The organism is Mycobacterium sp., assembly GCF_046095365.1.
Lineage (GTDB): Bacteria > Actinomycetota > Actinomycetes > Mycobacteriales > Mycobacteriaceae > Mycobacterium.
Map to the genome: position 1 here is coordinate 15,854 of NZ_JBJTJF010000080.1, position 25,784 is coordinate 41,637.

Annotated in this window: 24 protein-coding genes; 18 read left to right on the forward strand and 6 right to left on the reverse strand. The window is 70.2% G+C overall.

The window, feature by feature from the left end; translation table 11 throughout:
- The first annotated feature begins 9 nt into the window (after nt 1-9).
- Both ACKOQ4_RS06560 and ACKOQ4_RS06565 read left to right on the forward strand, forming a co-directional pair.
- A complete protein-coding gene (locus tag ACKOQ4_RS06560; protein ID WP_526290157.1) occupies nt 10-855 on the forward strand; it encodes a hypothetical protein in 846 nt (281 codons plus the stop codon).
- A gap of 10 nt (nt 856-865) precedes the next feature.
- The gene (locus ACKOQ4_RS06565) at nt 866-1,351 is read left to right on the forward strand and encodes a polyadenylate-specific 3'-exoribonuclease AS (RefSeq protein ID WP_526290038.1); all 486 of its coding nucleotides are present in this window, start codon (nt 866-868) and stop codon (nt 1,349-1,351) included.
- On the opposite strand, the gene ACKOQ4_RS06570 is transcribed toward ACKOQ4_RS06565, so the two are convergent.
- The gene (locus ACKOQ4_RS06570; RefSeq protein WP_526290040.1) at nt 1,324-1,539 is read right to left on the reverse strand and encodes a (2Fe-2S)-binding protein; all 216 of its coding nucleotides are present in this window, start codon (nt 1,537-1,539) and stop codon (nt 1,324-1,326) included. The two genes, ACKOQ4_RS06565 and ACKOQ4_RS06570, sit on opposite strands and share 28 nt — an antisense overlap.
- Before the next feature lie 88 nt (nt 1,540-1,627).
- On the opposite strand from ACKOQ4_RS06570, the gene bfr reads away from it, so the two are divergent.
- Together bfr and ACKOQ4_RS06580 are read left to right on the forward strand one after the other, a co-directional pair.
- Complete coding sequence (gene bfr, locus ACKOQ4_RS06575; RefSeq protein ID WP_526290159.1) at nt 1,628-2,107, forward strand: bacterioferritin; 480 nt, start codon at nt 1,628-1,630, stop codon at nt 2,105-2,107.
- 57 nt (nt 2,108-2,164) lie between these two features.
- On the forward strand, nt 2,165-3,550 hold the full coding sequence (locus tag ACKOQ4_RS06580) for a class II 3-deoxy-7-phosphoheptulonate synthase (protein ID WP_526290042.1): 1,386 nt from the start codon (nt 2,165-2,167) through the stop codon (nt 3,548-3,550).
- A gap of 68 nt (nt 3,551-3,618) precedes the next feature.
- Here ACKOQ4_RS06580 and ACKOQ4_RS06585 read toward each other — a convergent pair whose 3' ends face one another.
- Nucleotides 3,619-4,824: a protein kinase domain-containing protein gene (locus ACKOQ4_RS06585; protein WP_526290161.1), complete on the reverse strand. Its 1,206-nt coding sequence runs from the start codon at nt 4,822-4,824 to the stop codon at nt 3,619-3,621.
- A gap of 121 nt (nt 4,825-4,945) precedes the next feature.
- Between ACKOQ4_RS06585 and ACKOQ4_RS06590 the strand changes: the two genes are divergently transcribed.
- A complete protein-coding gene (locus ACKOQ4_RS06590; protein WP_526290044.1) occupies nt 4,946-5,362 on the forward strand; it encodes an Rv2175c family DNA-binding protein in 417 nt (138 codons plus the stop codon).
- 10 nt (nt 5,363-5,372) lie between these two features.
- On the opposite strand, the gene ACKOQ4_RS06595 is transcribed toward ACKOQ4_RS06590, so the two are convergent.
- The 4 genes from ACKOQ4_RS06595 to ACKOQ4_RS06610 are packed head-to-tail and all read right to left on the reverse strand — an operon-like array spanning nt 5,373 to nt 9,334.
- Nucleotides 5,373-6,860: an alpha-(1->6)-mannopyranosyltransferase A gene (locus ACKOQ4_RS06595; RefSeq protein WP_526290046.1), complete on the reverse strand. Its 1,488-nt coding sequence runs from the start codon at nt 6,858-6,860 to the stop codon at nt 5,373-5,375.
- Between the two features lie 6 nt (nt 6,861-6,866).
- A complete protein-coding gene (gene idsA2 / locus ACKOQ4_RS06600) occupies nt 6,867-7,955 on the reverse strand; it encodes a bifunctional (2E,6E)-farnesyl/geranyl diphosphate synthase (protein WP_526290048.1) in 1,089 nt (362 codons plus the stop codon).
- A 46-nt stretch (nt 7,956-8,001) separates the two neighbouring features.
- A complete protein-coding gene (locus ACKOQ4_RS06605; protein ID WP_526290051.1) occupies nt 8,002-8,706 on the reverse strand; it encodes an LppM family (lipo)protein in 705 nt (234 codons plus the stop codon).
- 22 nt (nt 8,707-8,728) lie between these two features.
- The gene (locus ACKOQ4_RS06610; protein ID WP_526290053.1) at nt 8,729-9,334 is read right to left on the reverse strand and encodes a GNAT family N-acetyltransferase; all 606 of its coding nucleotides are present in this window, start codon (nt 9,332-9,334) and stop codon (nt 8,729-8,731) included.
- A 267-nt stretch (nt 9,335-9,601) separates the two neighbouring features.
- On the opposite strand from ACKOQ4_RS06610, the gene ACKOQ4_RS06615 reads away from it, so the two are divergent.
- The 13 genes from ACKOQ4_RS06615 to ACKOQ4_RS06675 all read left to right on the forward strand — a co-directional run bounded on the left by ACKOQ4_RS06615 (nt 9,602) and on the right by ACKOQ4_RS06675 (nt 25,736).
- Complete coding sequence (locus ACKOQ4_RS06615) at nt 9,602-10,003, forward strand: SCO2097 family morphological protein (RefSeq protein ID WP_526290055.1); 402 nt, start codon at nt 9,602-9,604, stop codon at nt 10,001-10,003.
- A 347-nt stretch (nt 10,004-10,350) separates the two neighbouring features.
- Nucleotides 10,351-10,782 carry a division/cell wall cluster transcriptional repressor MraZ gene (mraZ, locus tag ACKOQ4_RS06620; RefSeq protein WP_526290057.1) on the forward strand — a complete coding sequence of 144 codons (432 nt, stop codon included), beginning with the start codon at nt 10,351-10,353 and terminating at the stop codon, nt 10,780-10,782.
- Nucleotides 10,757-11,929, forward strand: a complete 1,173-nt coding sequence (gene rsmH, locus ACKOQ4_RS06625) for a 16S rRNA (cytosine(1402)-N(4))-methyltransferase RsmH (RefSeq protein ID WP_526290059.1) — start codon at nt 10,757-10,759, stop codon at nt 11,927-11,929. Before mraZ ends, rsmH begins: the two co-directional genes overlap by 26 nt.
- Nucleotides 11,930-12,973, forward strand: coding sequence for a cell division protein FtsL (ftsL, locus tag ACKOQ4_RS06630; protein ID WP_526290061.1), 1,044 nt, complete (start codon nt 11,930-11,932; stop codon nt 12,971-12,973). It begins immediately after the preceding gene.
- The gene (locus ACKOQ4_RS06635; protein ID WP_526290063.1) at nt 12,970-14,889 is read left to right on the forward strand and encodes a peptidoglycan D,D-transpeptidase FtsI family protein; all 1,920 of its coding nucleotides are present in this window, start codon (nt 12,970-12,972) and stop codon (nt 14,887-14,889) included. The genes ftsL and ACKOQ4_RS06635 overlap by 4 nt, the downstream gene beginning before the upstream one ends.
- Nucleotides 14,890-14,944: 55 nt before the next feature.
- Nucleotides 14,945-16,483, forward strand: a complete 1,539-nt coding sequence (locus ACKOQ4_RS06640; protein ID WP_526290065.1) for a UDP-N-acetylmuramoyl-L-alanyl-D-glutamate--2,6-diaminopimelate ligase — start codon at nt 14,945-14,947, stop codon at nt 16,481-16,483.
- Nucleotides 16,480-17,961: a UDP-N-acetylmuramoyl-tripeptide--D-alanyl-D-alanine ligase gene (locus ACKOQ4_RS06645; RefSeq protein WP_526290067.1), complete on the forward strand. Its 1,482-nt coding sequence runs from the start codon at nt 16,480-16,482 to the stop codon at nt 17,959-17,961. Before ACKOQ4_RS06640 ends, ACKOQ4_RS06645 begins: the two co-directional genes overlap by 4 nt.
- Nucleotides 17,958-19,037: a phospho-N-acetylmuramoyl-pentapeptide-transferase gene (mraY, locus tag ACKOQ4_RS06650; RefSeq protein ID WP_526290069.1), complete on the forward strand. Its 1,080-nt coding sequence runs from the start codon at nt 17,958-17,960 to the stop codon at nt 19,035-19,037. The genes ACKOQ4_RS06645 and mraY overlap by 4 nt, the downstream gene beginning before the upstream one ends.
- Nucleotides 19,037-20,500, forward strand: coding sequence for a UDP-N-acetylmuramoyl-L-alanine--D-glutamate ligase (murD, locus tag ACKOQ4_RS06655; RefSeq protein WP_526290071.1), 1,464 nt, complete (start codon nt 19,037-19,039; stop codon nt 20,498-20,500). Before mraY ends, murD begins: the two co-directional genes overlap by 1 nt.
- 4 nt (nt 20,501-20,504) lie before the next feature.
- Complete coding sequence (gene ftsW / locus ACKOQ4_RS06660) at nt 20,505-22,094, forward strand: putative lipid II flippase FtsW (RefSeq protein WP_526290073.1); 1,590 nt, start codon at nt 20,505-20,507, stop codon at nt 22,092-22,094.
- An 83-nt stretch (nt 22,095-22,177) separates the two neighbouring features.
- Nucleotides 22,178-23,278: an undecaprenyldiphospho-muramoylpentapeptide beta-N-acetylglucosaminyltransferase gene (gene murG / locus ACKOQ4_RS06665; RefSeq protein WP_526290163.1), complete on the forward strand. Its 1,101-nt coding sequence runs from the start codon at nt 22,178-22,180 to the stop codon at nt 23,276-23,278.
- A 35-nt stretch (nt 23,279-23,313) separates the two neighbouring features.
- Nucleotides 23,314-24,735: a UDP-N-acetylmuramate--L-alanine ligase gene (murC, locus tag ACKOQ4_RS06670; protein WP_526290165.1), complete on the forward strand. Its 1,422-nt coding sequence runs from the start codon at nt 23,314-23,316 to the stop codon at nt 24,733-24,735.
- On the forward strand, nt 24,732-25,736 hold the full coding sequence (locus ACKOQ4_RS06675) for a cell division protein FtsQ/DivIB (RefSeq protein WP_526290075.1): 1,005 nt from the start codon (nt 24,732-24,734) through the stop codon (nt 25,734-25,736). Before murC ends, ACKOQ4_RS06675 begins: the two co-directional genes overlap by 4 nt.
- Nucleotides 25,737-25,784 lie beyond the last annotated feature (48 nt).

Below are 25,784 nucleotides of genomic sequence, written 5' to 3' on the forward strand. Positions count from 1 at the left end.
CGGCCGTTGATGTGGTGTCTGATCGCGTTCATCGTGACCTTCTTCGTGACCAGGACCATCACCCGCTATATCCGCGCCACGGCCGACCGGACCGGCCCGCGCAAATGGTGGCAGCCGCACAACATCTCGGTCTCATCGTCCGGCGGTTCAGGCGGCGGTCTGCACATCCACCACGCGGTATTCGGCGTGATATTCGTGCTGATCGCGGGAGTGGCCATGGTGACCATGTCTACCGAGGGCACCGCTGATCAGTTCACGGCCACGGCAATCCTTTTCGGCATCGGCGCCGCCCTGGTGCTCGATGAATTCGCGCTGATCCTGCACCTCGAGGACGTGTACTGGACCGAGGACGGCCGGACGTCGGTAGACGCGGTCTTCGTCGCCGCGGCGGTGGCGGGGCTGCTGGTGCTCGGCTTCAACCCGCTGGCCATCTTCAACACCGGAGGCTGGCTGAACGCTGATTCGCTGCTCGCCAGGATCATGGTGGTCGCGGTGGTGCTGGTCAACCTGGGGCTGGCGGTGGTGGTGCTGCTCAAGGGCAAGCTGTGGACGGGGTTGCTGGGCATGTTCTTCACCCCGCTGCTTCTGGTCGGTGCCATCCGGCTGGCCCGTCCGCACTCGCCGTGGTCCCGCTGGCACTACCAGGACAAGCCCCGCAAGATGCGCCATTCGCTGGCCAGGGAGCGATACCTGCGCCGGCCGTTCGTACAGGCTGATCTGTGGCTGCAGCACGTCATCGCCGGTGAGCCCCGTTTCCCCAGCGACAACGAGGTCAACGCCGAACTCGACCGGCGGGTGCATGCCGCCCCCGCCCCCGGCCACCCCGCGGCCGAACCGGCCGCTGTCGCGTCGTAGGCGGGGACGCGTGCGTTTCTTCTACGACACCGAGTTCATCGACAACGGTCGCGTTATCGACCTCATCTCGATCGGCGTCGCCGCCGAGGACGGCCGCGAGTTCTATGCGGTGTCCACCGAGTTCGACCCGGAGTCCGCCGGCCGGTGGGTCCGCAGCCACGTGCTGCCGAAGCTGCCGCCGCCGGCGTCGGCGTTGTGGCGCTCGCGCCGGGAGATCCGCGAGGGCCTGGAGAGTTTCCTCGGGGTCGACGGCGACGAGCCCATCGAACTGTGGGCGTGGGTGGGCGCCTACGACCATGTGGCCCTGTGCCAGCTGTGGGGGCCGATGACCAGCCTGCCGCCGCAGATTCCCCGATTCACCCGCGAACTGCGCCAGCTGTGGGAAGACCTCGGGTGTCCCCGGATGCCGCCCAGGCCGTCGGACACCCACGACGCGCTGGTCGATGCGCGGCACAACCTTCGCCGCTATCAGCTCATGACGGGGGAGGCGTCCTGACGCGATATCGCAGAGGAGACGGCCCGCGCGGACCCCGCTTCGAGGATCGCTTTGACGCTTCGCAGGCAACGGCCGCAGTCCAGGCCCGCACCGCAGGCGATGGCAACCTGCTTGCAGGTCGACGCGCCGCAGGCCACGGCTTCGGCAACCGTCGTGCTGGTGACCCCGCTGCAGAGGCAGACGTACATCGAGAGCCTTTCATCGCGCAGGATCGGGTTAGTACAGGCTAATATAGCTTAGGCTACCCTATAACATTGGGCCATGAGAGGAGACGACGTGCGCGGCGACCCGGAGGTCCTGAATCTGCTCAACGAGCAGCTGACGAGTGAGCTCACCGCCATCAATCAGTACTTCCTGCACGCCAAGATGCAGGAAAGCTGGGGTTTCACCGAGATCGCCAAGCACACCCGCGCGGAATCCATGGAGGAGATGGTTCACGCCGAGCGGATCACCGACCGGATCCTGCTCCTCGACGGACTGCCCAACTACCAGAGGATCGGATCGCTGCGTATCGGCCAGACGCTCCGCGAGCAGTTCGAGAGTGACCTTGCGATCGAATACGAGGTGGTTGCTCGGCTCAAGCCTGGGGTCGTGATGTGCCGGGAGAAGCAGGACTCCACGTCGGCGGCCCTGCTCGAGGGCATCCTGGCCGACGAGGAACACCACATCGACTACCTGGAGACGCAGCTTCAGCTGATGGACAAGCTCGGCGAGGAGTTGTACAGCGCGCAGTGCGTATCGCGCCCGCCGGCTTGATTTCCCGGTGGTCTGCGCCGTTCCGGCGGCCGTGCCCGGCCCGGCTACGATGAGTCGGTGAACTGGACCGTCGACGTGCCCATCGACCAGCTGCCGGCCCTGCCGCCGCTGCCGACTGAGTTGCGCGCCCGGCTCGACGCGGCTCTGGCCAAGCCGGCCGCCCAACAGCCGAGCTGGGATCCCGACCAGGCCAGGGCGATGCGCACGGTGTTGGAAAGCGTTCCTCCGGTGACCGTCGCCTCGGAGATCGAGCGGTTGTCCGGCCAGCTCGCCGCGGTGGCTCGGGGCGAGGCCTTCCTGCTGCAGGGCGGGGACTGCGCGGAGACGTTCGCAGACAACACCGAGCCCCACATCCGGGCGAACATCCGCACCCTGCTGCAGATGGCGGTTGTGCTGACCTACGGCGCCAGCCTGCCGGTGGTGAAGGTAGCCCGCATCGCCGGCCAGTACGCCAAGCCACGCTCCTCCGACACCGACTCGCTGGGTCTGAAGTCCTACCGGGGCGACATGGTCAATGGTTTCGCGCCGGATCCCGCCGTCCGCGAGCACGACCCGTCCCGTCTGGTCCGGGCCTACGCCAACGCCAGTGCGGCGATGAACCTCGTCCGCGCCCTGACGTCGTCGGGACTGGCCTCGCTGCACCTGGTGCACGACTGGAATCGGGAGTTCGTGCGCACCTCCCCGGCCGGGGCCCGCTATGAGGCGCTGGCCGCCGAGATCGACCGCGGGCTGTCGTTCATGAGCGCTTGCGGAGTCAACGACCGCAACCTCGACACCGCCGAGATCTACGCCAGCCATGAGGCCCTGGTGCTCGACTACGAGCGCGCGATGCTCCGTCTCAGTGACGAGTTCGGCGAGCCTCGGCTCTACGACCTCTCGGCGCACTACATCTGGATCGGCGAGCGGACCCGGCAACTCGACGGCGCACACATCGCCTTCGCCGAAGTGATCGCCAACCCGATCGGGGTGAAGATCGGCCCCAGCATGACCCCGGAGTTGGCCGTCGAGTACGTCGAGCGGCTCGATCCGCACAACAAGCCGGGACGGCTGACGCTGGTCAGCAGGCTGGGCAACCACAAGGTGCGCGACTTGCTCCCGCCGATCATCGAGAAGGTGCAGGCGACCGGGCATCAGGTCATCTGGCAGTGCGACCCCATGCACGGCAACACCCACGAGTCCTCGACCGGCTACAAGACCCGGCACTTCGACCGGATCGTCGACGAGGTTCAGGGGTATTTCGAGGTACACCGGGCGCTGGGCACCCATCCCGGCGGCATCCACGTCGAGATCACCGGGGAGAATGTGACCGAATGCCTCGGCGGGGCGCAGGACATCTCCGACACCGATCTGTCCGGACGCTACGAGACCGCCTGCGATCCGCGGCTGAACACTCAGCAGAGCCTCGAACTGGCGTTTCTGGTCGCGGAGATGCTGCGCGACTGAGAGTCGGGCTGCAGGCTCCGCGGTTGGCGTGGGCGGAGATGCTGCGCGACTGAGAGCCGGGCTGCAGGCTATCGGCTGATCGAGCCGCCCAGATTCAGTCCCACCGACCACGCCGCCGCGGCCACGAGGCCGGTCAGAATCAGCACGGCGAGCACCCAGAACAGCATCGCCCGCCGTCCGCGCTGGCGGGCCCAGGCGAACTCCGCGATGTCGATGCCGGCGAATTGCCCTGGCGCCGAGGGATAGTCGCTGAAATCCCCGTCGTCTTCCGGCCGGCTGTCGAAGCCGTGGGCTGCCGGCCTTGGTTGGGGTTCGGGGGTGAACTGGCGGGTCCGGCTTGGCGGACCGGCATGGCGCGGTCCCAGCGGCGGCACGGGCCGGTTGCGCGGCGGGTCGGTTGCCGCGGCACGGCGGGCGGAGCGCTGGGCGGAGTTCCTCGGGGCGGGCACCCGGAAGGCCGGCAGTTCCAGTTCCCCGGCGATCGCTTCGAGTTCGGCGTCCATGGCGGCGGCGTCGGGAAACCGGTCCCGGGGGTTGCGGGAGGTAGCGTGCGCGATCAATTCGTCGAACTGCGGCGGCACGCCGGCGATGACGGTGCTGGGCGGGGGAACGTCGCGATCCAGTCGCTGGTGAGCGACGGTGAGCGCGGTATCCCCGCGGAAAGGTGTTGTTCCGGTGAGTAATTCGAAGGCCATGATGCCGGCCGAGTAGACGTCGCTCCGGGGCCCGGTCTCCAAGCCCTCGACCTGTTCCGGAGAGAGGTAACCGGCCGTGCCGAGGATGACGCTGGTCGCGGTGATCCCCGCATCGGCCATGGCCCGCACCAGTCCGAAATCGACCAGTTTGACCTCCCCATCGTCGGAGATCAGCACGTTCTCCGGCTTGATATCGCGGTGCACCAGACCGGCCCGATGTGCCACTCCCAGCCCGCCAAGCACCGGTCGGAGCACAGCCACCACCGCGTGCGGCGGCATCGGTCCGCGTTCGCGCAGCAACTCCCGCAGCGTTCCGCCCTCGATGAGTTCCATCACCAGAAACGGGTGGGTGACGTCGTTGCCCTGGTCGTAGATCGCAACCAGCCCGGGGTGTTTGAGCCGCGCGACCGCACGGGCCTCCCGCTGGAAACGAGCGAGAAACTGATGGTCGTCGGCGTAGCGGGAATCCATCACCTTCAGCGCGACGGGCCGGTCGAGCCGGGTGTCGAGTCCGCGGTAGACCGTCGACATTCCGCCGGTCGCTATTCGGGTCTCGACGCGATAGCGGCCGTCGAGCATGGCGCCGACGAGGGGGTCCGTCACCGGCCCATCCTAATTCGGGCGCACCCGGGGACCCGGCACGCCGAACTGTGCGCGACGGCGGCGTGTCCGGCCGCCCCGGGTATCTAGACTGGCGGTTGTGAGCAGCTTCCCGGTCGGTGAGGACGTACTGGATCCGGACGAGTCGGTGTACGACCTACCCACGGTTTCCGAATTGTTGCGGGTGCCGGTGACCAGGGTGCATCAGCATCTGCGCGAGGGTCACCTGGTGGCGGTGCGCCGCAACGGCATTCCCGTCGTACCGCAGGCGTTCTTCACCGGCGGCGATGCCGGTTCAGAGCAGGTGGTCAAGGCGCTGCCGGGTCTGTTGGCGGTCCTGCGCGACGGCGGCTACCGCGACTCGGAGATCCTGCGCTGGTTGTTCACCCCCGACCCGTCGCTCACCTTGACCCGCGACGGAGCGCGTGAGCCGAAGACCAACGCCCGACCGGTCGACGCGCTGCACTCCCATCAGGCGCGGGAGATCCTCCGGCGCGCCCAGGCCATGGCTTACTGAAGGATCCCGACTAGCCGGTGGGTTGCCGTTCGACCCGCCAGGCATCGGGGCGTTTGAGCGAATACCAGGCTGTCACGGCAATGGCGGTCGCGAGCAGCACATGCAGCCACGAGTACATACCGTGGGAGCCGTCGGGCTTGAAGATCACCATGATCCACGTCGAGAAGCCGGCGATGAGCGCGATTGCCGACCGCGACTGGGCCAGGGCCGACACGACGGCCAGCGGCCAGGTGTAATACCACGGCAGTGCGGCAGGCACGAACAGAACAACCACCAGCATCGCCCAGGCGATGCCTTGCAGCGCCTCCCGGTCGTCGTGCCGGAACCGCCACCACAGCAACGGAAGCGAGACCAGGATGATCCCGACTCCGATCAGTCGGGTGACGTCCAGAACGCCGTAGAAACTGACCGGTACGAACGAGCCGATGGTCGCATCGGTCAGGTTCGCCACGGCGGTGGGAATGGTGAGCCAATTGATGATCCGCACCGATCCCGCCAGCGCGGTCAGCCAGCCCAGTCCGACGCCGGCCAACCCCGACAGCGCCGCGAACACGGCGGCCAGTATGGCCAGCGAGCCCGCCGCCGCGGTGACGAAGGCCCGCACCGGCCTGCCGCCCAGATGGCGAACCCAGACCCACACCATGAAGGGCAACGCGAGTATCGCCGTGGCTTTCACCGCGACGGCCACCGCGATCATGGCGACGCCGACGGCGTGCCGGCCTGCGAAGGTCAGTGCGATGCCCGCCATCATCAGCCCGACCATCAGCATCTCGTTGTGCACACCGCCCATCAGGTGGATGATCACCAGCGGGTTAAGCACGCAGATCCACAGTGCGACCGCGCCGTTGGCGCCGACATGACGCGCCACCCGGGGCGCGGCCCAGATCAACAGCAGCAGGCCGGGCAGCATGCACAACCGGAGCAGCATGGTGCCCGCGACCACATTGTTGCCGACGATGGTCGTCACGAATCTGGCGATCAGGATGAAGGCCGGTCCGTAGGGGGCGGTTGTCGTCATCCAGACGGAACTGACGTTGTCCAGCAGCGAGTTCGGACTCTCGATGGGGCCGACGACATAGGGGTCGAAACCGTCCCGCAGCAAGGCTCCCTGCGCCAGGTAGGAGTAGGTGTCCCGGCTGAACAGCGGGACGCTGAGCAGCAGTGGCAGCAGCCAGAACCCGGTGGTGGCAATCATGGTGTACTCACTGGCCGATCTGCCGTCAACCAGCCTGCGGCCCAACCAGATCCACGCGGCGAGCATCACGATGACACCGCCCCACAACACCAGGGAAGACACCACCAGTCCGTGACCGAAACGCAGCCAGGACATGTGTGCGGACTCCAGGACCGGATCGTGCTGACGGGTGCTGCCGGCCCCCAGGCCGCCGACTGCGATTGCCAGCGCGCCGAGGAATCCCAGCCAGGCGGGTCGGCTCTCGTCGGAGCGTGCGAACCCGATCAGACGGGCGGTCGGCTTCAGGGCCGTTCCGGGTGCCATCGGAGCCTATGCCGTCCGGTTGGCGGCCAATCCGGCGAGCTCGGCCAGACCGGTCTTGGCCGGCGGGTTCACCGGCGAATCCTCGAGGAGTTGCAGTGCGTGGCGGGTCAGCGTGCCGATGCGGTCTTCAACCGCCGCCAGCGCGCCGACCGACTCGATGACCGAACACAGTTCGCGGACACCGTCCTCGCTCAGGTCCGTGCCGATCGAGGAGCGAAGCAGTTCCGCGGCCTCGGGGTCGCACCGCTCGGCCCGATCCACGGCCTCGGCCAGCAGCACCGTCCGCTTACCCGACCGCAGGTCGTCGCCGGAGGGTTTCCCGGTGACGGCGGGGTCGCCGAAGACGCCGAGCACGTCGTCGCGCAATTGGAAGGCGACTCCCAGGTCGTTGCCCAGGCTGTGGAACATGGCTTGCACCTCCGGGCGGTCGGCGGCGGCCGCCGCGCCCAACTGCAAGGGGCGCGAAACCGTGTAGGAAGCGGTCTTGTAGGTGTTGACGTTCATCGCGGTCTCGATCGAATGCGACCCGCTGGACTCGGCGACGATGTCGAGGTACTGCCCGCCGAGCACCTCGGTACGGATGTCCGACCAGACCCGCTGGACCCGGTTCTTGGCTTCCGCATCGAGGCTGACGTCGGCCACGATGTCGTCGGCCCACACCAGCGAGAGATCCCCGAGCAGGATCGCCGCCGAACGGCCGAACTGCTCGGCCGACCCGCGCCAGTTCCGAAGCCGGTGAAGCTCGGCGAAATGCTCGTGCGCGGTGGGCATTCCGCGCCGGGTGGCGGAGTCGTCGATCACATCGTCGTGGACCAGCGCGCATGCGTGCAGCAATTCCAGCGCCGAGAACAGTCGGAGGACCTCGTCGCCGACGGGATCCTCCGGACCTTCGGTGACAGCCCGGTAACCCCAGTAGGCGAAGGCCGGGCGGAGCCGCTTGCCGCCGCGCAGCACGAAGTCCTCCAGCACGGCGATGAGGTTGTCGTAGTCGGTTCCGATGTAGGCCGCCCCGGCGCGGCGGCCGGCCAGATAACCGCGGAGTTGGACGGTGACGGCGCCGGCAAGTTCGGCGGCCGACGGAGCAGCTGCGTGCACGCTCAGCGCGCGCCCCTTTCTCCCGGGCGGACCGGGTGCCTCCAGACTAGAGGTCGTCGTTCGGCTCGGCAGCCGCGAACCGGGGGGATGTGCGGTCGTGGTCACGCCAGGCCAGCGCCGCGATGACCCCGGCGACCAGGCCGGCCGCCAGCAGCAGCCAGAGCGCCGCGGCTGCGAACGAGCGGGTGCTGGGGTCGGTGTAGCGGGACTGCGCGCTCATGGTGGTGACCACACCCGGCTTGAGTTGCCACTCCACCGCGTTGGCGTCGATACGGTCGCCGTTGGTGGACGTCACCTCGCCCGGGAACGCGGCGCTGAACTTCACGTCGGCCTCCGGGTCGGTGACGTTGGTCAGATCGACCCGGCCTTCGAGGATCACCAGGTTCCCGGCCCGCCGCAGCGAGATGTCGACCCCCGTCGCGTCGCGGCTGAGGTTGGCCAGTTGCGGCACCTCGGCAAGGCTCAGCTGGTTGAAGGAGGCCCGTGAGCCCACGTAGCCGTCCGCCTTGTACGACGAGACCGATATCTTGTCGCTGAAGCCGACGTTATCGGCGAACTGCGGGCCCTGGTCCTTGTCGTCGCGGGGCTTGACCGCGGCGACGATCTCCCCGGACACCCGGTCATCGGATGAGACGGTGATCGAGGCGTGCACGCGCAGACAACCCGCCAGCAGCGGCGTGGCGAGAAGCAGCAGGACCGCCAGCACCCGCAGGTTGCTGCGGCGCGGGCGGTCACGCACGGGGGGACCCACGATGGGTATCGTGCCAGACGTCCTACAGCGGCAGGGCTCGACCCAGAATGGCGAACGCCCGCGGGTCTCCGGAGAAGTGATAGCCGCGGATGACGTCGGAGAAGCCCAGTCTGCGGTACAGCCGCCAGGCCCGGTTGGTCTCGCCGTTGATCTCCGGAGTGGAAAGCAGAACGTTCGACTCCGGGCGCTCGCTGAGCAGTCGGCGGGCCAATGCCTCGCCCAATCCGCGTCCCTGGGCGTCGGGATGGATGTGCAACTCGGTGAGTTCGAAGTAATCGCCCATCAGCCTGGTGATTTCGGCGTGCGGAAAACCGAAGTGGTGCAGCCCGCGCAGCACCTGCTGCTGCCACCACTGGTCGGGCGCGCCGCGATACCCGTACGCCACGCCGAGCAGGGGTGCGGCGGCCAGCTGCGCCGGCCCCGGCAGTCCGGTCCCGCCACCGTCGACCTCGACCTCGACCGCGGCCACCGCCCGCCAGCCGTTTCGCCGGCTGTGCTCCAACCACATCGGGGCGCGCTGGTTCTCGGTGCCGCGGGGATAGTGCATGGCATCGACGTAGACCGTCAGGGCGTCGTCCAGGCGAGCCTGCAGGTCATTGGGGGAAAGGTCGATCAGGAAGGTCCCCAACGTCTGCCTCCCCCTTCGCCGCCAACGAAGTGTTTCACCGTCATTATGGAGTCAGTCCGGCGTGCCGACGGACCCGGTTGCTGATGGACCCGGGGCCGGGGGAGCGAATTCCGGCCGACCAGAGCTAGACTTCGGCCACCACGGTCAAAATCCCGTGTTCAAACCGGGTGGTACAGGGCATCCTCACCTCGTATCATGTGGGTAGCCGCCGGGCTGTCGCCACGGCGGTCAACCCGTACACCGGCCGCATCGGCAAAGGAGGGACGAATGCCACTCTCCGAGCATGAGCAGCGGATGCTCGACCAGATCGAGAGCGCTCTCTACGCCGAAGACCCCAAGTTCGCGTCCAGCGTGCGTGGTGGCACGTTGCGGACGCCCTCGACCCGCCGGCGCCTTCAGGGCGCGGGGCTGTTCATCCTGGGTCTGGCGATGCTGGTGGCCGGAGTGGCGGTCAAGGCGACGATGGTCGCAGGCTTCCCGGCGCTGTCCGTGCTGGGCTTCGTGGTGATGTTCGCCGGCGTGGTCTTCGCCGTCACCGGCCCGACCGTTCCCGGAGCGCGTGATCGCGGGGGCGCCCCCGGCGCACCGCGTCAGCAACGCCGCGGCAAGGCGAGCGGATCGTTCTCCAGCCGCATGGAGGATCGCTTCCGGCGCCGTTTCGACGAGTAGAGGCAGCTCAGGGGCACAATGGCAGCCGATTCGGCTGCCGTTTTCCGGTTGCGCAGCCGATTCGGCCGTCCCTTCGGGTTTTCTCGCTGCGACCGGTTCGGCCGCCTGTACAGGCGTGGCGGCCCCACGCCGCCCCACCACCGTGATTTGACCGCTGATCTGCGGTTATCCAATCAGTAGCGGTAGGAAGCGGGCGCTGCCGCGGCGGGATTTGCCGACATCGGGGGTGATTCCGGGCGAAATCCACGACTTTTCGGGCCGTCAGTGGAGAAAAGTGGGGGATTGTGGGGTATCGTGGCGGCAGCGGAGTGACTCCCACTCCGGGGTGTTAGGAGGAGGTGCGGTGGATGTTCCTCGGCACCTACACACCCAAACTGGACGACAAGGGGCGGCTGACCCTGCCGGCCAAGTTCCGCGACGCACTGGCGGGTGGCCTGATGGTCACCAAGAGCCAGGACCACAGCCTCGCGGTCTATCCGCGGGCGCAGTTCGAGCAGTTGGCGCGGCGTGCGGCGGCGACCTCGCGCAGCAACCCGGAGGCGCGGGCGTTCCTGCGCAGCCTGGCGGCGGGAACCGATGAACAGCATCCCGATGCTCAGGGCCGGATCACCCTGTCGGTCGACCACCGGCGCTACGCGAACCTCACCAAGGACTGCGTGGTCACCGGAGCGGTCGACTTCCTGGAGATCTGGGACGCCGGATCCTGGCAGGACTATCAGCAGGCCCACGAAGAGAACTTCTCCGCAGCCAGCGATGAAGCCCTCAGCGACATTATCTAGCCCAGCAGTCCGAACCGCGGTGGCACCTGCATCGTGGTCTCTGCCCGAGCCGGCCCTGGCGTACTTCCCCGACGCCAGGTTCGCGATCTCGGACAGGGACCTCGGTGCAGGACCCCGGCGGGATCGGGCCGGAGCACATCGAGGCGGAGGGTGTGCCGCGGTGACAGACGACGACCACGGGCACGTCCCGGTGCTGCTGGAACGATGCGTCGAGCTGCTGGCCCCCGCGCTGGCCCGTACATCGCCCGATGGCGCCGGTGCGGTGCTTGTCGATGCCACTGTCGGCGCCGGAGGGCATGCCGAGCGATTCCTGGAACGCTTCGCCGGCCTGCGCCTGATCGGTCTGGACCGGGACCCCGACGCGCTGGCCATCGCCGGAGAGCGGCTGGCCCGCTTCGGGGACCGGGTCACCCTGGTGCGTACCCGCTACGACGGTCTTCCGGCGGCGCTGCTCGGAAGTGGTCTGGCCGCAACCGATTCGGTGGACGGCGTACTTTTCGACCTCGGTGTCTCGTCGATGCAGCTGGACCGGCCGGAACGAGGTTTCTCCTACGCCCAGGACGCGCCGCTGGATATGCGGATGGATCCCGACGCGGAACTGACCGCGGCCGAGATCCTCAACACCTGGGATCACGGGCGGATCGCCGACGTGCTGCGTCGCTTCGGCGAAGAGAAGTTCGCCGGCCGGATAGCCGGATTCATCGTGGAGCGGCGCGCGCGGCGGCCCTACATCCGGACCGGTGACCTGGTCGAGACGCTCTACGCTGCGATTCCCGCCGCCACCCGGCGCACCGGCGGGCACCCCGCCAAGCGCACCTTCCAGGCATTGCGAATCGCCGTCAACGCCGAGTTGGACGCGCTGAGCGCGGCACTGCCGGCCGCCCTGGCCGCGTTGCGTCCCGGCGGGCGCATCGCCGTGATGGCCTACCAGTCACTGGAGGACCGAATCGTCAAGACGTCCTTCGCGGCCGCTACAGCATCACGCACGCCCGAGGGTCTGCCGGTCGAATTACCCGGTTACGAACCGGAATTCGTGACGCTCACCAGAGGCGCTGAACGTCCTGACGCCACCGAGGTGCAGCGTAACCCGCGCAGCGCCCCGGTCCGGCTGCGAGCAATTGAACGCCGCGAAGAAAGAGGGATGTGAATGAAGGTCGGGCGTAAGCCGGGCACCCGCGCCGGAGCCGATGACGCCTCCAACCGAGTGGGCGCGCCGGCCCGTTCCCGCCGCGGTGAGAAGGGCTCGGCGCCCAGACGCCGCTCCGCCGACAGCCCGGGCCGTTCGCGAGCCGGTACCCGCACCCGTCCGCAGGAGGCGCGCAGCCCGCGGCAGGGACCGCAGAGCGCACCGGCCGCGCGACCGGCCGACCGCCCTGCGCGCCCGAAGAGCTCCAGTCAGGCCAAGGCCCGGGCCAAGGCACGTAAAGCGAAGGCTCCCAAAGCGATCCGGCCGCCACTTCGTGATCGGTTGCTGATCAAGCTTGCCGCCGTCGAATTGAGCCCGCGCGCCCTGATTGCCCGGATTCCATTCGTGGTTCTGGTGATCGCCGCACTGGCACTGGGGCTTGGTATCACGCTGTGGTTGTCGACCGATGCCGCCCAGCGCTCATATCAGCTGGGTAGTGCCCGCGCCCTCAACGATGCCCTGGTCCAGCAGAAGGAGGCCCTCGAGCGCGATGTGCTGGAAGCCGAGTCGGCACCGGCACTGGCTGACGCCGCTCGCAACCTGGGCATGATCCCGTCGCGCGACACCGCCCATCTGGTGCTCGATCCGGCCGGCAACTGGGTGGTCGTCGGGCAGCCGAAGCCGGCAGAGGGCGCGTCGCCGCCCCCGCTGAACACCAAATTGCCCGAGGAGAAGCCCCCGGCCCCGACTCCGGCCGGGCCGCCGGTCGCGCCAGCGGTCAAGCCTGCGCCCGGCGCCGAGATCCCGGCCCGGACCGTGCCCGCGGCCGCCGGCCCGGAGGTTCCGGTGCTGGTGCCCGTCACGCCGGCCCCACTCACCGCGCACAACCCCGCGGGGGCGCCTCCCGGGCAGGCGCCACTGCCCGGCCCGGCCCCCGGCCCGCTGCTCGCGGCTCCCGGTGTCCCCCCTGTCCCTGCCTTGACGACAGCCCCGGGGCCTATCGCCCCGGCCGTGCCGCCCGCCGCCGCGCCCCTGGTTCCCGCCGGACCGGGAGTCGTCCAGTGAGCAGGCCGGGAGCCAAGAGGCGGCCGCGCGTGCGTGCCACCACGACCGTGCCTGTCACCCAGGGCCGGGCCGCTAACTCCCGCCGGGTCAGAACGGTCGCCGAACCCTCCTCGGGCACATCGTCATTCGTCTACCGCTACCGGGTGGGCAATGCAGTCATCTTCCTGGCGTTGATCGTCGCGGCCGCCCAGTTGTTCAACCTGCAGGTCCCTCGTGCGGCGGGACTGCGGGCTGAGGCCGCCGGTCAGCTGAAGGTCACCGATGTCGAGAAGGCCGTTCGCGGCGCCATTGTCGATCGCAACTTCGACAAGCTGGCGTTCACCACCGAGGCCCGGGCGCTGACGTTCCAGCCCGCCAGGATTCGCAAGCAGCTGACCGAAGCTCGGCAGAAGTCCCCGACGGCGCCCGACCCCGACCAGCGACTGAGTGAGATCGCACGGGACGTCGCCGCCGCACTGAACAACAAGCCGGATGCCCCGACGCTGCTGAGGAAACTACGCAGCAACGAGACCTTCGTGTATCTGGCCCGTGCCGTCGACCCCGGCATCGCGGCCGGAATCACCAAGAAATTCCCCGAAGTCGGCGCCGAGCGTCAGGACCTGCGCCAGTATCCCGGCGGGTCGCTGGCGGCCAATGTCGTCGGCGGCATCGACTGGGACGGCCACGGACTGCTCGGCCTGGAGGACGCCATGGACTCGATGCTGGCCGGCGCCGACGGGTCGGTGACCTACGACCGCGGCTCTGACGGGGTTGTCATCCCGGGCAGTTACCGCAACCGGCACGAGGCCGTCAACGGCGCCACGGTGCAGCTCACTCTCGACGACGACATCCAGTTCTACATCCAGCAGCAGGTGCAGCAGGCCAAGGACGCCTCCGGTGCGCGCAACGTCTCGGCGGTGGTACTCGACGCCAAGACCGGCGAGGTGCTGGCGATGGCCAACGACAACACCTTCGACCCCAGCCAGGACATCGGCCGCCAGGGTGACCGCCAGATCGGCAACCTCCCGGTCACCTCGCCGTTCGAGCCGGGCTCGGTCAACAAGATCGTCACCGCCTCCTCGGCGATCGAGTTCGGCCTGACCAACCCCGACGAGGTCCTCTCGGTTCCCGGCTCGATCAACATGGGCGGGGTCAACGTCCGCGATGCCTGGGGACACGGTGTGATGCCCTACACCACGACCGGTGTGTTCGGTAAGTCGTCGAACGTCGGCACGCTGATGCTGGCCCAGCGGATCGGCCCGGAGCGCTACTACGAGATGCTGGGCAAGTTCGGACTGGGCCAGCGGACCAATGTGGGCCTGCCGGGCGAGAGCGCGGGCATCGTGCCGCCCATCGACCAATGGTCGGGCAGCACCTTTTCCAATCTGCCTATCGGGCAGGGTCTTTCGATGACCCTGCTGCAGATGACCGGCATGTACCAGGCGATCGCCAACGACGGAATGCGCATCCCGCCGCGCATCGTCAAAGCGACGATCGCCGCCGACGGCACCCGCACCGAGGAGAAGCGGCCCGACGGCATCCGGGTGGTCTCGTCCCAGACAGCGCGCACCGTGCGCAACATGCTGCGCGCCGTGGTCCAGCGCGACCCGATGGGCGATCAGCAGGGCACCGGCCCGGCCGCCGCCGTCGACGGCTACCAGATGGCCGGCAAGACCGGCACCGCCCAGCAGATCAACCCGGGGTGCGGCTGCTACTACGACGACGTGTACTGGATCACGTTCGCCGGTATGGCGCCAGCCGACGATCCCCGCTACGTGGTGGGAATCATGATGGACGCCCCGGCGCGCAACGCCGACGGCACGCCGGGGCACTCGGCGGCCCCGTTGTTCCACAACATCGCCGCCTGGCTGATGCAGCGCGAGAACGTCCCGCTCTCGCCGGATCCGGGTCCGCCGCTGACGCTGCAAGCCGCCTGAGGTGCGTGACCGCTCGGTAGGGTGGTGAGCCGGGCTGGATGGAGGTGAGGCGGCGGTGACCGGTGTCCTGCGGCCCCAGTCCACCCCGGGACTGTCGCTGACGCGTCTGTCGGCCGGGATCGGTGCGGTCCCCCTCGACGACCCGGCCCTGCCCGGTGTCCCCGTCAGCGGTGTCACCCTGCGAGCCCAGGACGCAGCCCCTGGCGATCTGTTCGCCGCCCTGCCCGGAGCCAGTGCGCACGGTGCGCAGTTCACCGGCGCGGCCGTGGATGCCGGTGCGGTCGCCGTTCTCACCGATCCCGACGGCGCGGCGATCATCCACCGACTGCTCGGCGACCCCGCCCCGCTGCCGGTGCTGGTGCATCCGGCCGCGCGCTCGGTGCTGGGCGGACTGGCCTCCGACGTCTACGGGCGTCCCTCCGATCGCGTGGTGGTGCTCGGCGTCACCGGAACCTCCGGGAAGACCACGGTGAGCCACCTGATCGAGGCGGGGTTGCGCTCGGCGGGCCGCACCGCCGGCCTGATCGGGACCGTCGGGGTCCGCATCGCCGGTCACGACGTCCCCAGCGCGCTGACCACGCCGGAGGCCCCGGCCCTGCAGGCCCTGCTCGCGGTGATGGCGGAGAGGGGTGTCGACACCGCAGTGATGGAGGTGTCCAGCCACGCCCTGGAACTCGGCCGGGTGGATGGAATCCGCTTCGCGGTAGGCGGTTTCACCAACCTCTCCCGCGACCACCTGGACTTCCACCCAAGCATGGAGGCCTACTTCGAGGCCAAAGCCAAGCTGTTCGAGCCGTCCAGCCCGCTGCATGCCGGCATTTCAGTGGTCTGCGTCGACGACGACGCCGGCCGGGCGATGGCGCGGCTCGCGGCGGAGGCAGTCACCGTCAGCGCCGAAGGCAATGCCGCTGACTGGACCGTCGAGGACGTCGTCGCACTCGGCAGCGGAGCGCAGGAGTTCACCGTCGTCGACCCGGCGAGGGTGCGTCACCGCCTGCGCATCGGGCTGCCCGGCCGTTACAACGTCGCCAACGCACTGCTGGCGGTGGCCATGCTGGACAGCATCGGGGTGTCTCCGGAGCAGGCGTCGCCGGGACTGCGCACCGCGACGGTGCCGGGCCGGCTTGAGCCGGTCGACCTGGGACAGGACTTCCTTGCCGTCGTGGACTACGCGCACAAACCGGGAGCGCTGCGCGCGGTCCTGGAAACACTGGGCGCCAAGCCCGCCGGCCGGCTCGCGGTGGTATTCGGCGCGGGCGGCAACCGCGATCCGGGCAAACGCGAGCCGATGGGCGAGGCTGCCGGCGACTTGGCCGACCTGGTGGTGATCACCGACGACAACCCCCGTGACGAGGACCCCGCGCTGATCCGGGCCGCCATCCTCGCCGGCGCCCGCCGCGCCGGGCGCGCCGAAGTGGTCGAGATCGCAGACCGCCGCGCCGCCATCGACCACGCGGTCGGCTGGGCCCGATCCGGAGACGTGGTGGTGATCGCGGGCAAGGGGCACGAGACCGGACAGACCGCCGGCGGCCGGACCCGGCCCTTCGACGACCGCGCGGAACTTGCCCGCGCGCTGCGGGGGAGGACCCGGTGATCGACCTGACCGTCGCTCAGATCGCCGACATCGTCGGCGGCCGGCTCTCCGGGATCACCCCCGCCGAGGCGGCCGTCACCCGCGTCACCGGAACCGTCGAGTTCGACTCCCGCGCGGTGGGCGAGGGCGGACTGTTCCTCGCGCTGCCGGGAGCCAGATCCGACGGGCACGACTTCGCCGCCGCCGCCGCCGCGGCCGGGGCCGCGGCGGTGCTCGCGGCCCGGCCGGTCGGAGTTCCGGCCATCGTGGTCCCGCCGGCCTCGGCGGCCGACGCCCACGCCGGTGTCCTCGAACACGACTCCGACGGCTCCGGTGCGGCGGTGCTGTCGGCGCTGGCCAGACTGGCCGCCGCGGTGGCCGCCGAACTGGTCGCCGGGGGCCTGCGCATCGTCGGCATCACCGGCTCCTCGGGCAAGACCTCCACCAAGGACCTCATTGCGGCGGTGCTGCGCCCGCTCGGCCAGGTGGTCGCCCCGCCCGGATCCTTCAACAACGAACTGGGCCATCCCTGGACGGTGCTGCGGGCTGACCGCGACACCGACTATCTGGTGCTGGAGATGTCGGCGCGGCACCCCGGCAACATCGCCGCCTTGGCCGCCATCGCCCCGCCGTCGGTCGCGGTCGTCCTCAACGTCGGAACCGCCCACCTGGGCGAGTTCGGCTCCCGCGAGGTGATCGCGCAGACCAAAGCCGAACTCGTGCAAGCGGTTCCGGATTCCGGCGTGGCGGTGCTCAATGCCGACGATCCGGTGGTCGCAGCGATGGCCGCCATGACCCCGGCCCGGGTGGTGATGGTGGGCCGCGCCGAGACGGCAGACGTCCGAGCCGACGGGGTGGAACTCGACGAGCTCGCCCGCCCGCGGTTCACCCTGCGCACCGCCGCCGGCTCGGTGGACGTCGCCCTGGCCGTGCACGGTGAGCATCAGGTCGGCAACGCCCTGTCCGCGGCGGCGGTCGCCCTGGAATGCGGCGCGAGCCTGCGGCAGGTGGCCGACTCGCTGGCCGCCGCGGCGCCGGCCTCCCGCCACCGGATGGAGGTGCGCACCCGCCCCGACGGGGTGACCGTGGTCAACGACGCCTACAACGCCAACCCGGATTCCGTGCGTGCGGGTCTGCAGGCGCTGGCGGTGATGGCCCGTCAGCCGGGCGGCCCGCGGCGCAGCTGGGCGGTTCTCGGCGAGATGGGCGAACTGGGGCAGGATTCGATAACCGAACACGATCGCATCGGCCGGCTGGCGGTGCGCTTAGATATCAGTCGGCTCGTCGTCGTCGGAACCGGGAGGCCTATGAGCGCCATGCACCACGGGGCGGTCATGGAGGGTTCCTGGGGGCCGGAATCGACGATGGTTCCCGACGCCGATGCCGCGCTGGAGTTGCTGCGTGCCGAACTCGCCCCCGGGGACGTGGTGCTGGTCAAGGCATCCAACGCCGCCGGGCTGGGCGCATTGGCCGAAGCGCTGCTGGCGGACGGTCGATGAGGCAGATCCTGATCGCGGTCGCGATCGCGCTGACCGTCTCGATACTGCTGACCCCCGCGTTGATCAGGCTGTTCACCCGACAGGGTTTCGGCCAGGAGATCCGCGAGGACGGTCCGCCGAGCCACCAGACGAAGCGCGGCACCCCGTCGATGGGCGGGGTGGCGATCGTGGCCGGTATCTGGTCCGGCTACTTCGGCACCCATCTGGTCGGCCTGGCCATGGACGGCGTGGGTCCGTCGGCCTCGGGTCTGCTGGTCCTCGGACTGGCCACCGCCCTGGGCGGCGTTGGCTTTCTCGACGACCTGATCAAGATCCGGCGGTCACGCAACCTGGGCCTGAACAAGACCGCCAAGACGGTGGGTCAGATCACCGCCGCGTTGCTGTTCGGAATTCTGGTGCTGCGCTTTCCCAACGCCGAGGGGCTGACCCCCGGATCGAACCAGCTGTCCTACGTACGCGAAATCTCCACTGTCGCACTGCCTCCGGCGTTGTTCGTGCTGTTCGTCGTCGTCGTCGTCAACGCGTGGGGCAACGCGGTGAACTTCACCGACGGGCTGGACGGGCTGGCTGCGGGCTGTATGGCGATGGTCAGTGCGGCCTACGTCCTGATCACCTTCTGGCAGTTCCGCAACGCCTGCGCGACGGCGCCCAACCTGGGCTGCTACAACGTCCGCGACCCGCTGGACCTGGCGATCATCGCGGCCGCCACCGCCGGGGCCTGTGTCGGGTTCCTCTGGTGGAACGCCGCGCCGGCCAAGATCTTCATGGGCGACACCGGTTCGCTGGCGCTGGGCGGCATCATCGCGGGGCTGTCTGTCACCAGCCGCACGGAGGTGCTGGCGGTCGTGCTGGGCGCCCTGTTCGTCGCCGAGGTGACCTCGGTGGTGGTTCAGATCGTGGCGTTCCGCTCGACCGGTCGCCGGGTGTTCCGGATGGCGCCGTTCCACCACCACTTCGAACTGCTCGGCTGGGCCGAGACCACGGTGATCATCCGGTTCTGGCTGCTGACGGCGATCGCCTGCGGGCTCGGGGTGTCGCTGTTCTACAGCGAGTGGCTCTCCGCAATCGGGGACTGATGCACGACGAGCTGTCGCTTCCGGCCCCGGGGGCGCGGGTGCTGGTGGCCGGAGCCCGGGTCACCGGCCGGGCTATCGTCTCGGCCCTGGCGGACTGGGACGTCCGGCTGTCGGTGTGCGACGACGACGTGTCCGCCGCCGACGCCCTCGACCGTGCCCACGCTCTCACCCCGGCCGAGGCGGCCGGCCGGGCCGGCGAGTTCGATCTCGTGGTGACCAGCCCCGGATTTCCGCCCACCGCACCGGTTTTGGCCGCCGCCGCCGCCGCGGGCGTGCCGATCTGGGGCGATGTCGAGCTGGCTTGGCGGCTGGACGCCGCCGGCCGGTTCGGACCGCCGCGACGCTGGCTGGTGGTCACCGGGACCAACGGCAAGACCACCACCACCTCGATGCTCTTCGACATGCTCGTCGCCGACGGGCGCTCGGCGGTGCTGTGCGGGAACATCGGCGAGCCGGTGCTCGACGTGCTGGACCGGCCCGCCGAGGTCCTTGCCGTCGAGGTCTCCAGCTTCCAGCTGCACTGGGCGCCGTCGCTGCGGCCCGATGCGGGTGTGGTGCTCAACGTCGCCGAGGACCATCTCGACTGGCATGGCAGCTTCCAGGCCTACGCGGCGGCGAAGGCCCGCGCGCTGGACGGCCGGGTGGCGGTGGTGGGTCTCGACGACCCGGCGGCCGCGGCGCTGCTGCCCGGGGCCGCAGCTCCGGTGAAGGCCGGTTTCCGGCTGGGTGAGCCTGGGCCCGGCGAACTGGGCGTGCGGGACGGCGCACTCGTCGACCGGGCCTTCGCCGCGGACCTGGTGCTGGCCCGGGCCGAGGCGATCCCGGTCGCGGGGCCGGTCGGGGTGCTCGACGCGCTGGCCGCGGCGGCGCTGGCCCGGGCGGTGGACGTTCCCGCCGCCGCGGTCGCCTCGGCACTGGCCGGTTTCCGGGTCGGCCGGCACCGCGCCGAGTTGGTCGGCGTGCTCGACGGGGTCCGGTACGTCGACGACTCGAAGGCCACCAACCCGCACGCCGCGCAGGCCTCGATCCTGGCCTATCCGCGGGTGGTATGGGTGGCCGGCGGGATGCTCAAGGGCGCCTCGGTGGACGCCGCGGTGGCCGCGGTGGCCCCCCGGCTGGCCGGTGCGGTGCTGATCGGCAGGGACCGGGCGGCGTTCGCCGGGGCATTATCGCGACACGCACCCGATGTCCCCGTCATCCAGGTTGTGACGGGGGAGGATGCTGTGATGCATGAGACCGATGAGTCGGATGTGACTAGTGGGACTCGCGTGGTTCACGCATCGGGGTCCGGCCTGGGCCGGTTGGTGATGACCCAGGTCGTCGCCGCGGCCGCCGGCCTGGCACGCTCCGGCGACACGGTCCTGCTGGCTCCGGCCGGTGCCTCCTTCGACCAGTTCAGCGGTTATGCCGCCCGCGGCGACGCGTTCGCCGAGGCCGTCCGGGCCGCGGGCGGGGCCAGGTAGCGCGATGGGCGCGCTGTGGTCCCGGTTGAGGCGCCGGGACGCCGGGCCGGCCGCCGTCGGCGGCCCGGCGACCGAACCCGCCGGGGCCGGGAAATCGCGGTTCGTGCCCAACGCCCGCTTCGGCGCCTGGCTGGGCCGGCCGATGACCTCGTTTCACCTGATGGTGTCGGTAGCCGCGCTGCTGACCGTCCTCGGGCTGACCATGGTCCTGTCCGCCTCGGGGGTGCACTCCTACGACGAGGACGGCTCACCCTGGTCGATCTTCATCCGCCAGCTGATGTGGGCCGGACTGGGCCTGTTCGCCTGCTGGTTCGCCCTGAGGCTGCCCGTCGCGTTCCTTCGCCACACCGCCTTCGCCGGGTTCGCGCTGACCGTCGCGATGCTGGTGGCCGTTCTGATCCCCGGGGTCGGTCACGTCTCCAACGGCACCCGGGGCTGGTTCGTGGTCGCCGGGCTGTCCATGCAGCCCTCGGAGCTGGCCAAGATCGCCTTCGTCGTCTGGGGATCGCATTTGCTGGCCGCCCGGCGCATGGAGCGGGCCAGCCTGCGGGAGATGCTGATCCCGCTGATCCCGGCCGCCGTGATCGCCCTGGCACTCATCGTGGCGCAGCCCGACCTGGGCCAGACCGTGTCGCTGGGCATCATCCTGCTGGCCCTGCTCTGGTTCGCCGGCCTGCCGCTGAAGGTCTTCGTCAGTTCCCTGCTGGCGACGATCTCCGCCGCCGCGGTGCTGGCGGTCTCCGCGGGCTACCGATCCGATCGGGTGCGGTCCTGGCTGGATCCCAACGCCGACGCGCAGGGCGCCGGCTACCAGGCCCGGCAGGCCAAGTTCGCGCTGGCCAACGGCGGCGTCTTCGGCGACGGTCTGGGCCAGGGAACCGCCAAGTGGAACTATCTGCCCAACGCCCACAACGACTTCATCTTCGCCATAATCGGCGAGGAGCTCGGCTTCATCGGGGCCTTCGGGCTGCTCTGCCTGTTCGGACTCTTCGCCTACACGGGTATGCGGATCGCCAAGCGATCGGTAGACCCGTTCCTGCGGCTGTTGTCCGCAACCGCCACCGCCTGGATCGTGGGGCAGGTCTTCATCAACGTCGGGTACGTGATCGGCCTGCTGCCGGTGACCGGAATCCAGCTTCCGCTTATATCGGCTGGCGGAACATCGACGGCGACAACACTTTTCATGATCGGGCTGCTGGCCAACGCGGCCCGTCACGAGCCGGACGCGGTGGCGGCGCTGCGAGCGGGCCGCGACGACCGGATGAACCGGCTGCTGCGGCTTCCCCTGCCCGAGTCCTACCTTCCGAGCCGAACCGAGGCATTGCGCGACCGGTTGCGGTCCCGTCCGGAGGCCGCCAGGCCGGCCGCCAAGACCGTCAAGACCGCCAAACCCGCCGCGCGTAAGGCGACTGCGGCGGCCGCGCCGGGCACCGCGCGCCGGTCCGGCCACAGCGCCGCTCCGTCGCGACGATCGGGGCATGGCGCAGGCGTCCCGCGCCGATCAGGGCATGATGGAGGCGCCTCGCAGAGGAGGGCCGTCGCGGCGAAGGGTCGCGTCCGGCAGGGAGCACTGGAAGGTCAGCGTCACGGGTGAGCGTCTCTGGAGTCGACGGCGGGATCGGCCGCCGCGACTCGGGCATCGACGGCGATGAGGCCCGTCGGGACGCCGGCCGGGCGGTGTCCGTCGTGCTGGCCGGCGGCGGCACGGCCGGTCACGTCGAGCCGGCACTGGCCGTCGCCGACGCGCTGCGGGCGCTGCGGCCCGACATCCGGATAACCGCCCTGGGAACGGCCCGCGGGCTGGAGACCAGGCTGGTGCCCGAACGCGGCTATGACCTGCGCCTGGTGACTCCGGTGCCGCTGCCGCGCACGCTCAACGCCGACCTGCTCCGGCTGCCCTGGCGGATCCGCCGGTCGGTTCGCGAGGCCAGGGCCGTGCTCGACGCCGTCCGCGCTGACGTCGTGGTGGGTTTCGGCGGATACGTGGCGGTTCCGGCCTACCTCGCCGCGCGCGGAAGCGGCGTGCCGGTGGTGGTGCACGAGGCCAACGCCCGGGCCGGGCTGGCCAACCGGCTGGGTGCCCGGATCGCCCGGCGGGTGCTGGCGGCGGTTCCCGACTGCGGACTGCCGCGCGCGGAGGTCGTCGGGATGCCGCTGCGAGCGTCGATCACCGGGCTGGACCGGGCCGCGCTGCGCGCCGAGGCGCGCGCACATTTCGGCTTCGCCGAAGAAGCCCGGGTGTTGCTGGTCTTCGGCGGCTCGCAGGGCGCGGCCTCGCTCAACCGCGTCGTCTCGGCGGCGGCCGGGGAGTTGGCCGCGGCCGGAGTCTCGGTACTGCACGCGCACGGGCCCAAGAACACCCTGGAGTTGCCCACGCCGCGGCCCGGCGACCCGCCATATGTCGCGGTGCCCTACCTCAACCGGATGGATCTGGCCTATGCGGCCGCCGATTTGGCGATCTGCCGGTCGGGCGCGATGACCGTCGCGGAGGTATCGGCGGTCGGCCTGCCCGCTGTCTACGTGCCGCTGCCGATCGGCAACGGCGAGCAGCGACTCAACGCGTTGCCGGTGGTCGGTGCCGGCGGCGGGCTGCTGATCGCCGACGCCGACCTGACGCCCGGCTACGTCGGCGCGGAGGTCGTGAGGCTGCTCTCCGACGGACCGCGGCTTGCCGCGATGACGGCCGCGGCGGCCGGCGTCGGCCACCGCGACGCGGCGCGACGCCTGGCTGACGTGGTGCTCGACGTGGCGCGCGCCGGCCGGGGGGTCCGCCGGTGAGCCGGGCACTGCCGCCTGAACTCGAACGGGTGCACATGGTCGGAATCGGGGGAGCCGGGATGTCCGGGATCGCCAGGATTCTGCTCGACCGGGGCGGGCTGGTGTCGGGCTCGGACGCCAAGGAATCGCGCGGGGTGGCTGCGCTGCGCGCCCGCGGCGCGCAGATCGCGATCGGCCACGACGCGGCCAATCTCGACCTGCTGCCGGGCGGCCCGACCGCCGTGATCACCACCCACGCCGCCATCCCCAAGACCAACCCCGAACTGGTGGAGGCCCGCCGCCGTGCGGTGCCGGTGATCCTGCGGCCGGCCGTCCTGGCCAGGCTGATGGCCGGCATGCGCACGTTGATGGTGACCGGCACGCACGGGAAGACGACCACCACCTCGATGCTGATCGTCGCGTTGCAGCACAGCGGGTTCGACCCGTCCTTCGCCGTCGGGGGTGATCTGGGGGAGGCCGGCACCAACGCCCATCACGGCAGCGGCGAGGTGTTCGTCGCCGAAGCCGACGAGAGTGACGGCTCGCTGCTGGAGTACACCCCAGACGTGGCCGTGGTCACCAATATCGAAGCCGACCATCTCGACTTCTTCGGCACCCGCGAGGCCTACACGGCGGTCTTCGACGAGTTCGTCGAACAACTGGCCCCCGGCGGAGCGCTGGTGGTGTGCGCCGACGATCCGGGAGCGGCGGCCCTGGCGGACCGCAGTGCGGCGATGGGGGTGCGGGTGCTGCGCTACGGCAGCGACCCCGGGGCCGACCTGGCCGCCCGCCTGGTCGGCTGGGAACAGCATGGAACCGGCGCGGTGGCCGAGATCCGGTTGGCCGGAGACACCCGGCCCCGGGCGATGCGGCTGGCAGTACCGGGCCGGCACATGGCTCTCAACGCATTGGCCGCGCTGCTGGCCGCCCGCGAGGCCGGCGCCCCGGTCGGAGAAGTCCTCGACGCGCTGGCCGGATTCGAGGGCGTGCGCCGGCGCTTCGAACTGGTCGGCGTCGCCAACGGGGTGCGTGTCTTCGACGACTACGCGCACCATCCGACCGAGGTCCGGGCCGCCCTGACCGCGCTGCGCGAGGTCGCCCGCCAGGACCCCAGCGGGCGTCCCGGTGCGGGAGGCCGGAGCATCGTGGTGTTCCAGCCGCATTTATATTCGCGCACAAAGGCTTTCGCCCGCGAGTTCGCATCGGCCCTGGACAGCGCGGACCAGGTTTTCGTCCTGGACGTGTACGCGGCCAGGGAGCAGCCGCTGACTGGAATCAGCGGCGCCACGATCGCCGAACACGTCAGCGTCCCGGTGCGCTATCTGCCGGACTTCTCCGCCGTCGCCGGCCAGGTGGCCGCCGTGGCCAGACCGGGCGACGTGGTGGTCACCATGGGGGCCGGGGATGTGACGATGCTGGCCCCGGAGATCGTCGGGGCGCTCAGCGCGCGGGGCGGCGCACCGGGGAGTTCGCGATGATCGGCGAGGCCGGGGATCGCCACGACCCCGAGGCCGAGACGGATTCCGACGCGCCCCGCGCCGACGCCGGGACCGGGATCGGGGAGCCCGTCACGGCCGACCTCGCGAGCGCCGACCCGGACAGCGCGGACGGAGCCGGCGCCGACCCGGACAGCCCGGACGGGGCCGCCGAGCAGGCGGCCGATCCGGAGGGTCCGCGGCGGCGCGCGCGCCGGGAGCGCGCTGAACGGCGCGCCGCCCAGCAGCGGGCTATCGCGATCGAGGAGGCCCGCCGCGAGGCCAAGCGACGGGTCCGCGGGCAGGGGTCCGGGGACTCGCCCCGCCCGACCGCCCGGACCGTCAAAGGGCTCCGGCTGCTGATCTGGTCGATCGTGCTCAGCGTGGTCGGAGTCGCGCTGGGACTGGTGCTGTACTTCACGCCCGTGATGTCGGCGCGTTCGGTCGTGGTCATCGGCACCGGGGCGGTCAGCCGCGAGGAGGTCGTCGAGGCCGCCGGGGTCAGGCTGGGAACGCCGTTGCTGCAGATCGACACCGACGAGGTCGCCGATCGGGTGGCCGGCATCCCGCGGGTGGCCAGCGCCCGGGTCCAGCGGGAATACCCGTCGGCCGTCCGGATTTCGATCGTCGAGCGAATCCCTCTGGTGGTCAAAGACTTTCCGGACGGTCCGCACCTGTTCGACCGGGACGGAGTGGACTTCGTCACCGCGCCGCCTCCTCCCGGCCTGCCCTATATCGACGTCGACAACCCGGGTCCGGCCGATCCGCCCACCATCGCCGCGCTGGAGGTGCTGACGGCGCTGCGACCAGAGGTGGCGGGACAGGTTGGCCGGGTCGCGGCGCCGTCGGTGGCGGCGATCACCCTGACCCTGATGGATGGCCGCATCGTGGTGTGGGGGACCACGGACCGCACCGACGAGAAGGCCGAGAAGCTGACGGCGCTGCTGACCCAGCCGGGTCGGGTCTACGACGTGTCGAGCCCGGATCTGCCCACCGTCAAGTAGTCCGGGGGCGGCGCGACTCTGGGAGACCGCGGCCCGAAATTCCTCCGG

Coding starts and splice junctions, on each gene's coding strand:
- ACKOQ4_RS06560 (WP_526290157.1), top strand. CDS start 10: ATGTGGTGTCTGATCGCGTTCATCGTGACCTTCTTCGTGACCAGGACC.
- ACKOQ4_RS06570 (WP_526290040.1), bottom strand. CDS start 1,539: ATGTACGTCTGCCTCTGCAGCGGGGTCACCAGCACGACGGTTGCCGAA.
- ACKOQ4_RS06585 (WP_526290161.1), bottom strand. CDS start 4,824: ATGCTCGACGGCCGCTATCGCGTCGAGACCCGAATAGCGACCGGCGGA.
- ACKOQ4_RS06595 (WP_526290046.1), bottom strand. CDS start 6,860: ATGGCACCCGGAACGGCCCTGAAGCCGACCGCCCGTCTGATCGGGTTC.
- ACKOQ4_RS06615 (WP_526290055.1), top strand. CDS start 9,602: ATGCCACTCTCCGAGCATGAGCAGCGGATGCTCGACCAGATCGAGAGC.
- mraZ (WP_526290057.1), top strand. CDS start 10,351: ATGTTCCTCGGCACCTACACACCCAAACTGGACGACAAGGGGCGGCTG.
- rsmH (WP_526290059.1), top strand. CDS start 10,757: ATGAAGCCCTCAGCGACATTATCTAGCCCAGCAGTCCGAACCGCGGTG.
- ftsL (WP_526290061.1), top strand. CDS start 11,930: ATGAAGGTCGGGCGTAAGCCGGGCACCCGCGCCGGAGCCGATGACGCC.
- mraY (WP_526290069.1), top strand. CDS start 17,958: ATGAGGCAGATCCTGATCGCGGTCGCGATCGCGCTGACCGTCTCGATA.
- murD (WP_526290071.1), top strand. CDS start 19,037: ATGCACGACGAGCTGTCGCTTCCGGCCCCGGGGGCGCGGGTGCTGGTG.
- ftsW (WP_526290073.1), top strand. CDS start 20,505: ATGGGCGCGCTGTGGTCCCGGTTGAGGCGCCGGGACGCCGGGCCGGCC.
- murC (WP_526290165.1), top strand. CDS start 23,314: ATGGTCGGAATCGGGGGAGCCGGGATGTCCGGGATCGCCAGGATTCTG.
- ACKOQ4_RS06675 (WP_526290075.1), top strand. CDS start 24,732: ATGATCGGCGAGGCCGGGGATCGCCACGACCCCGAGGCCGAGACGGAT.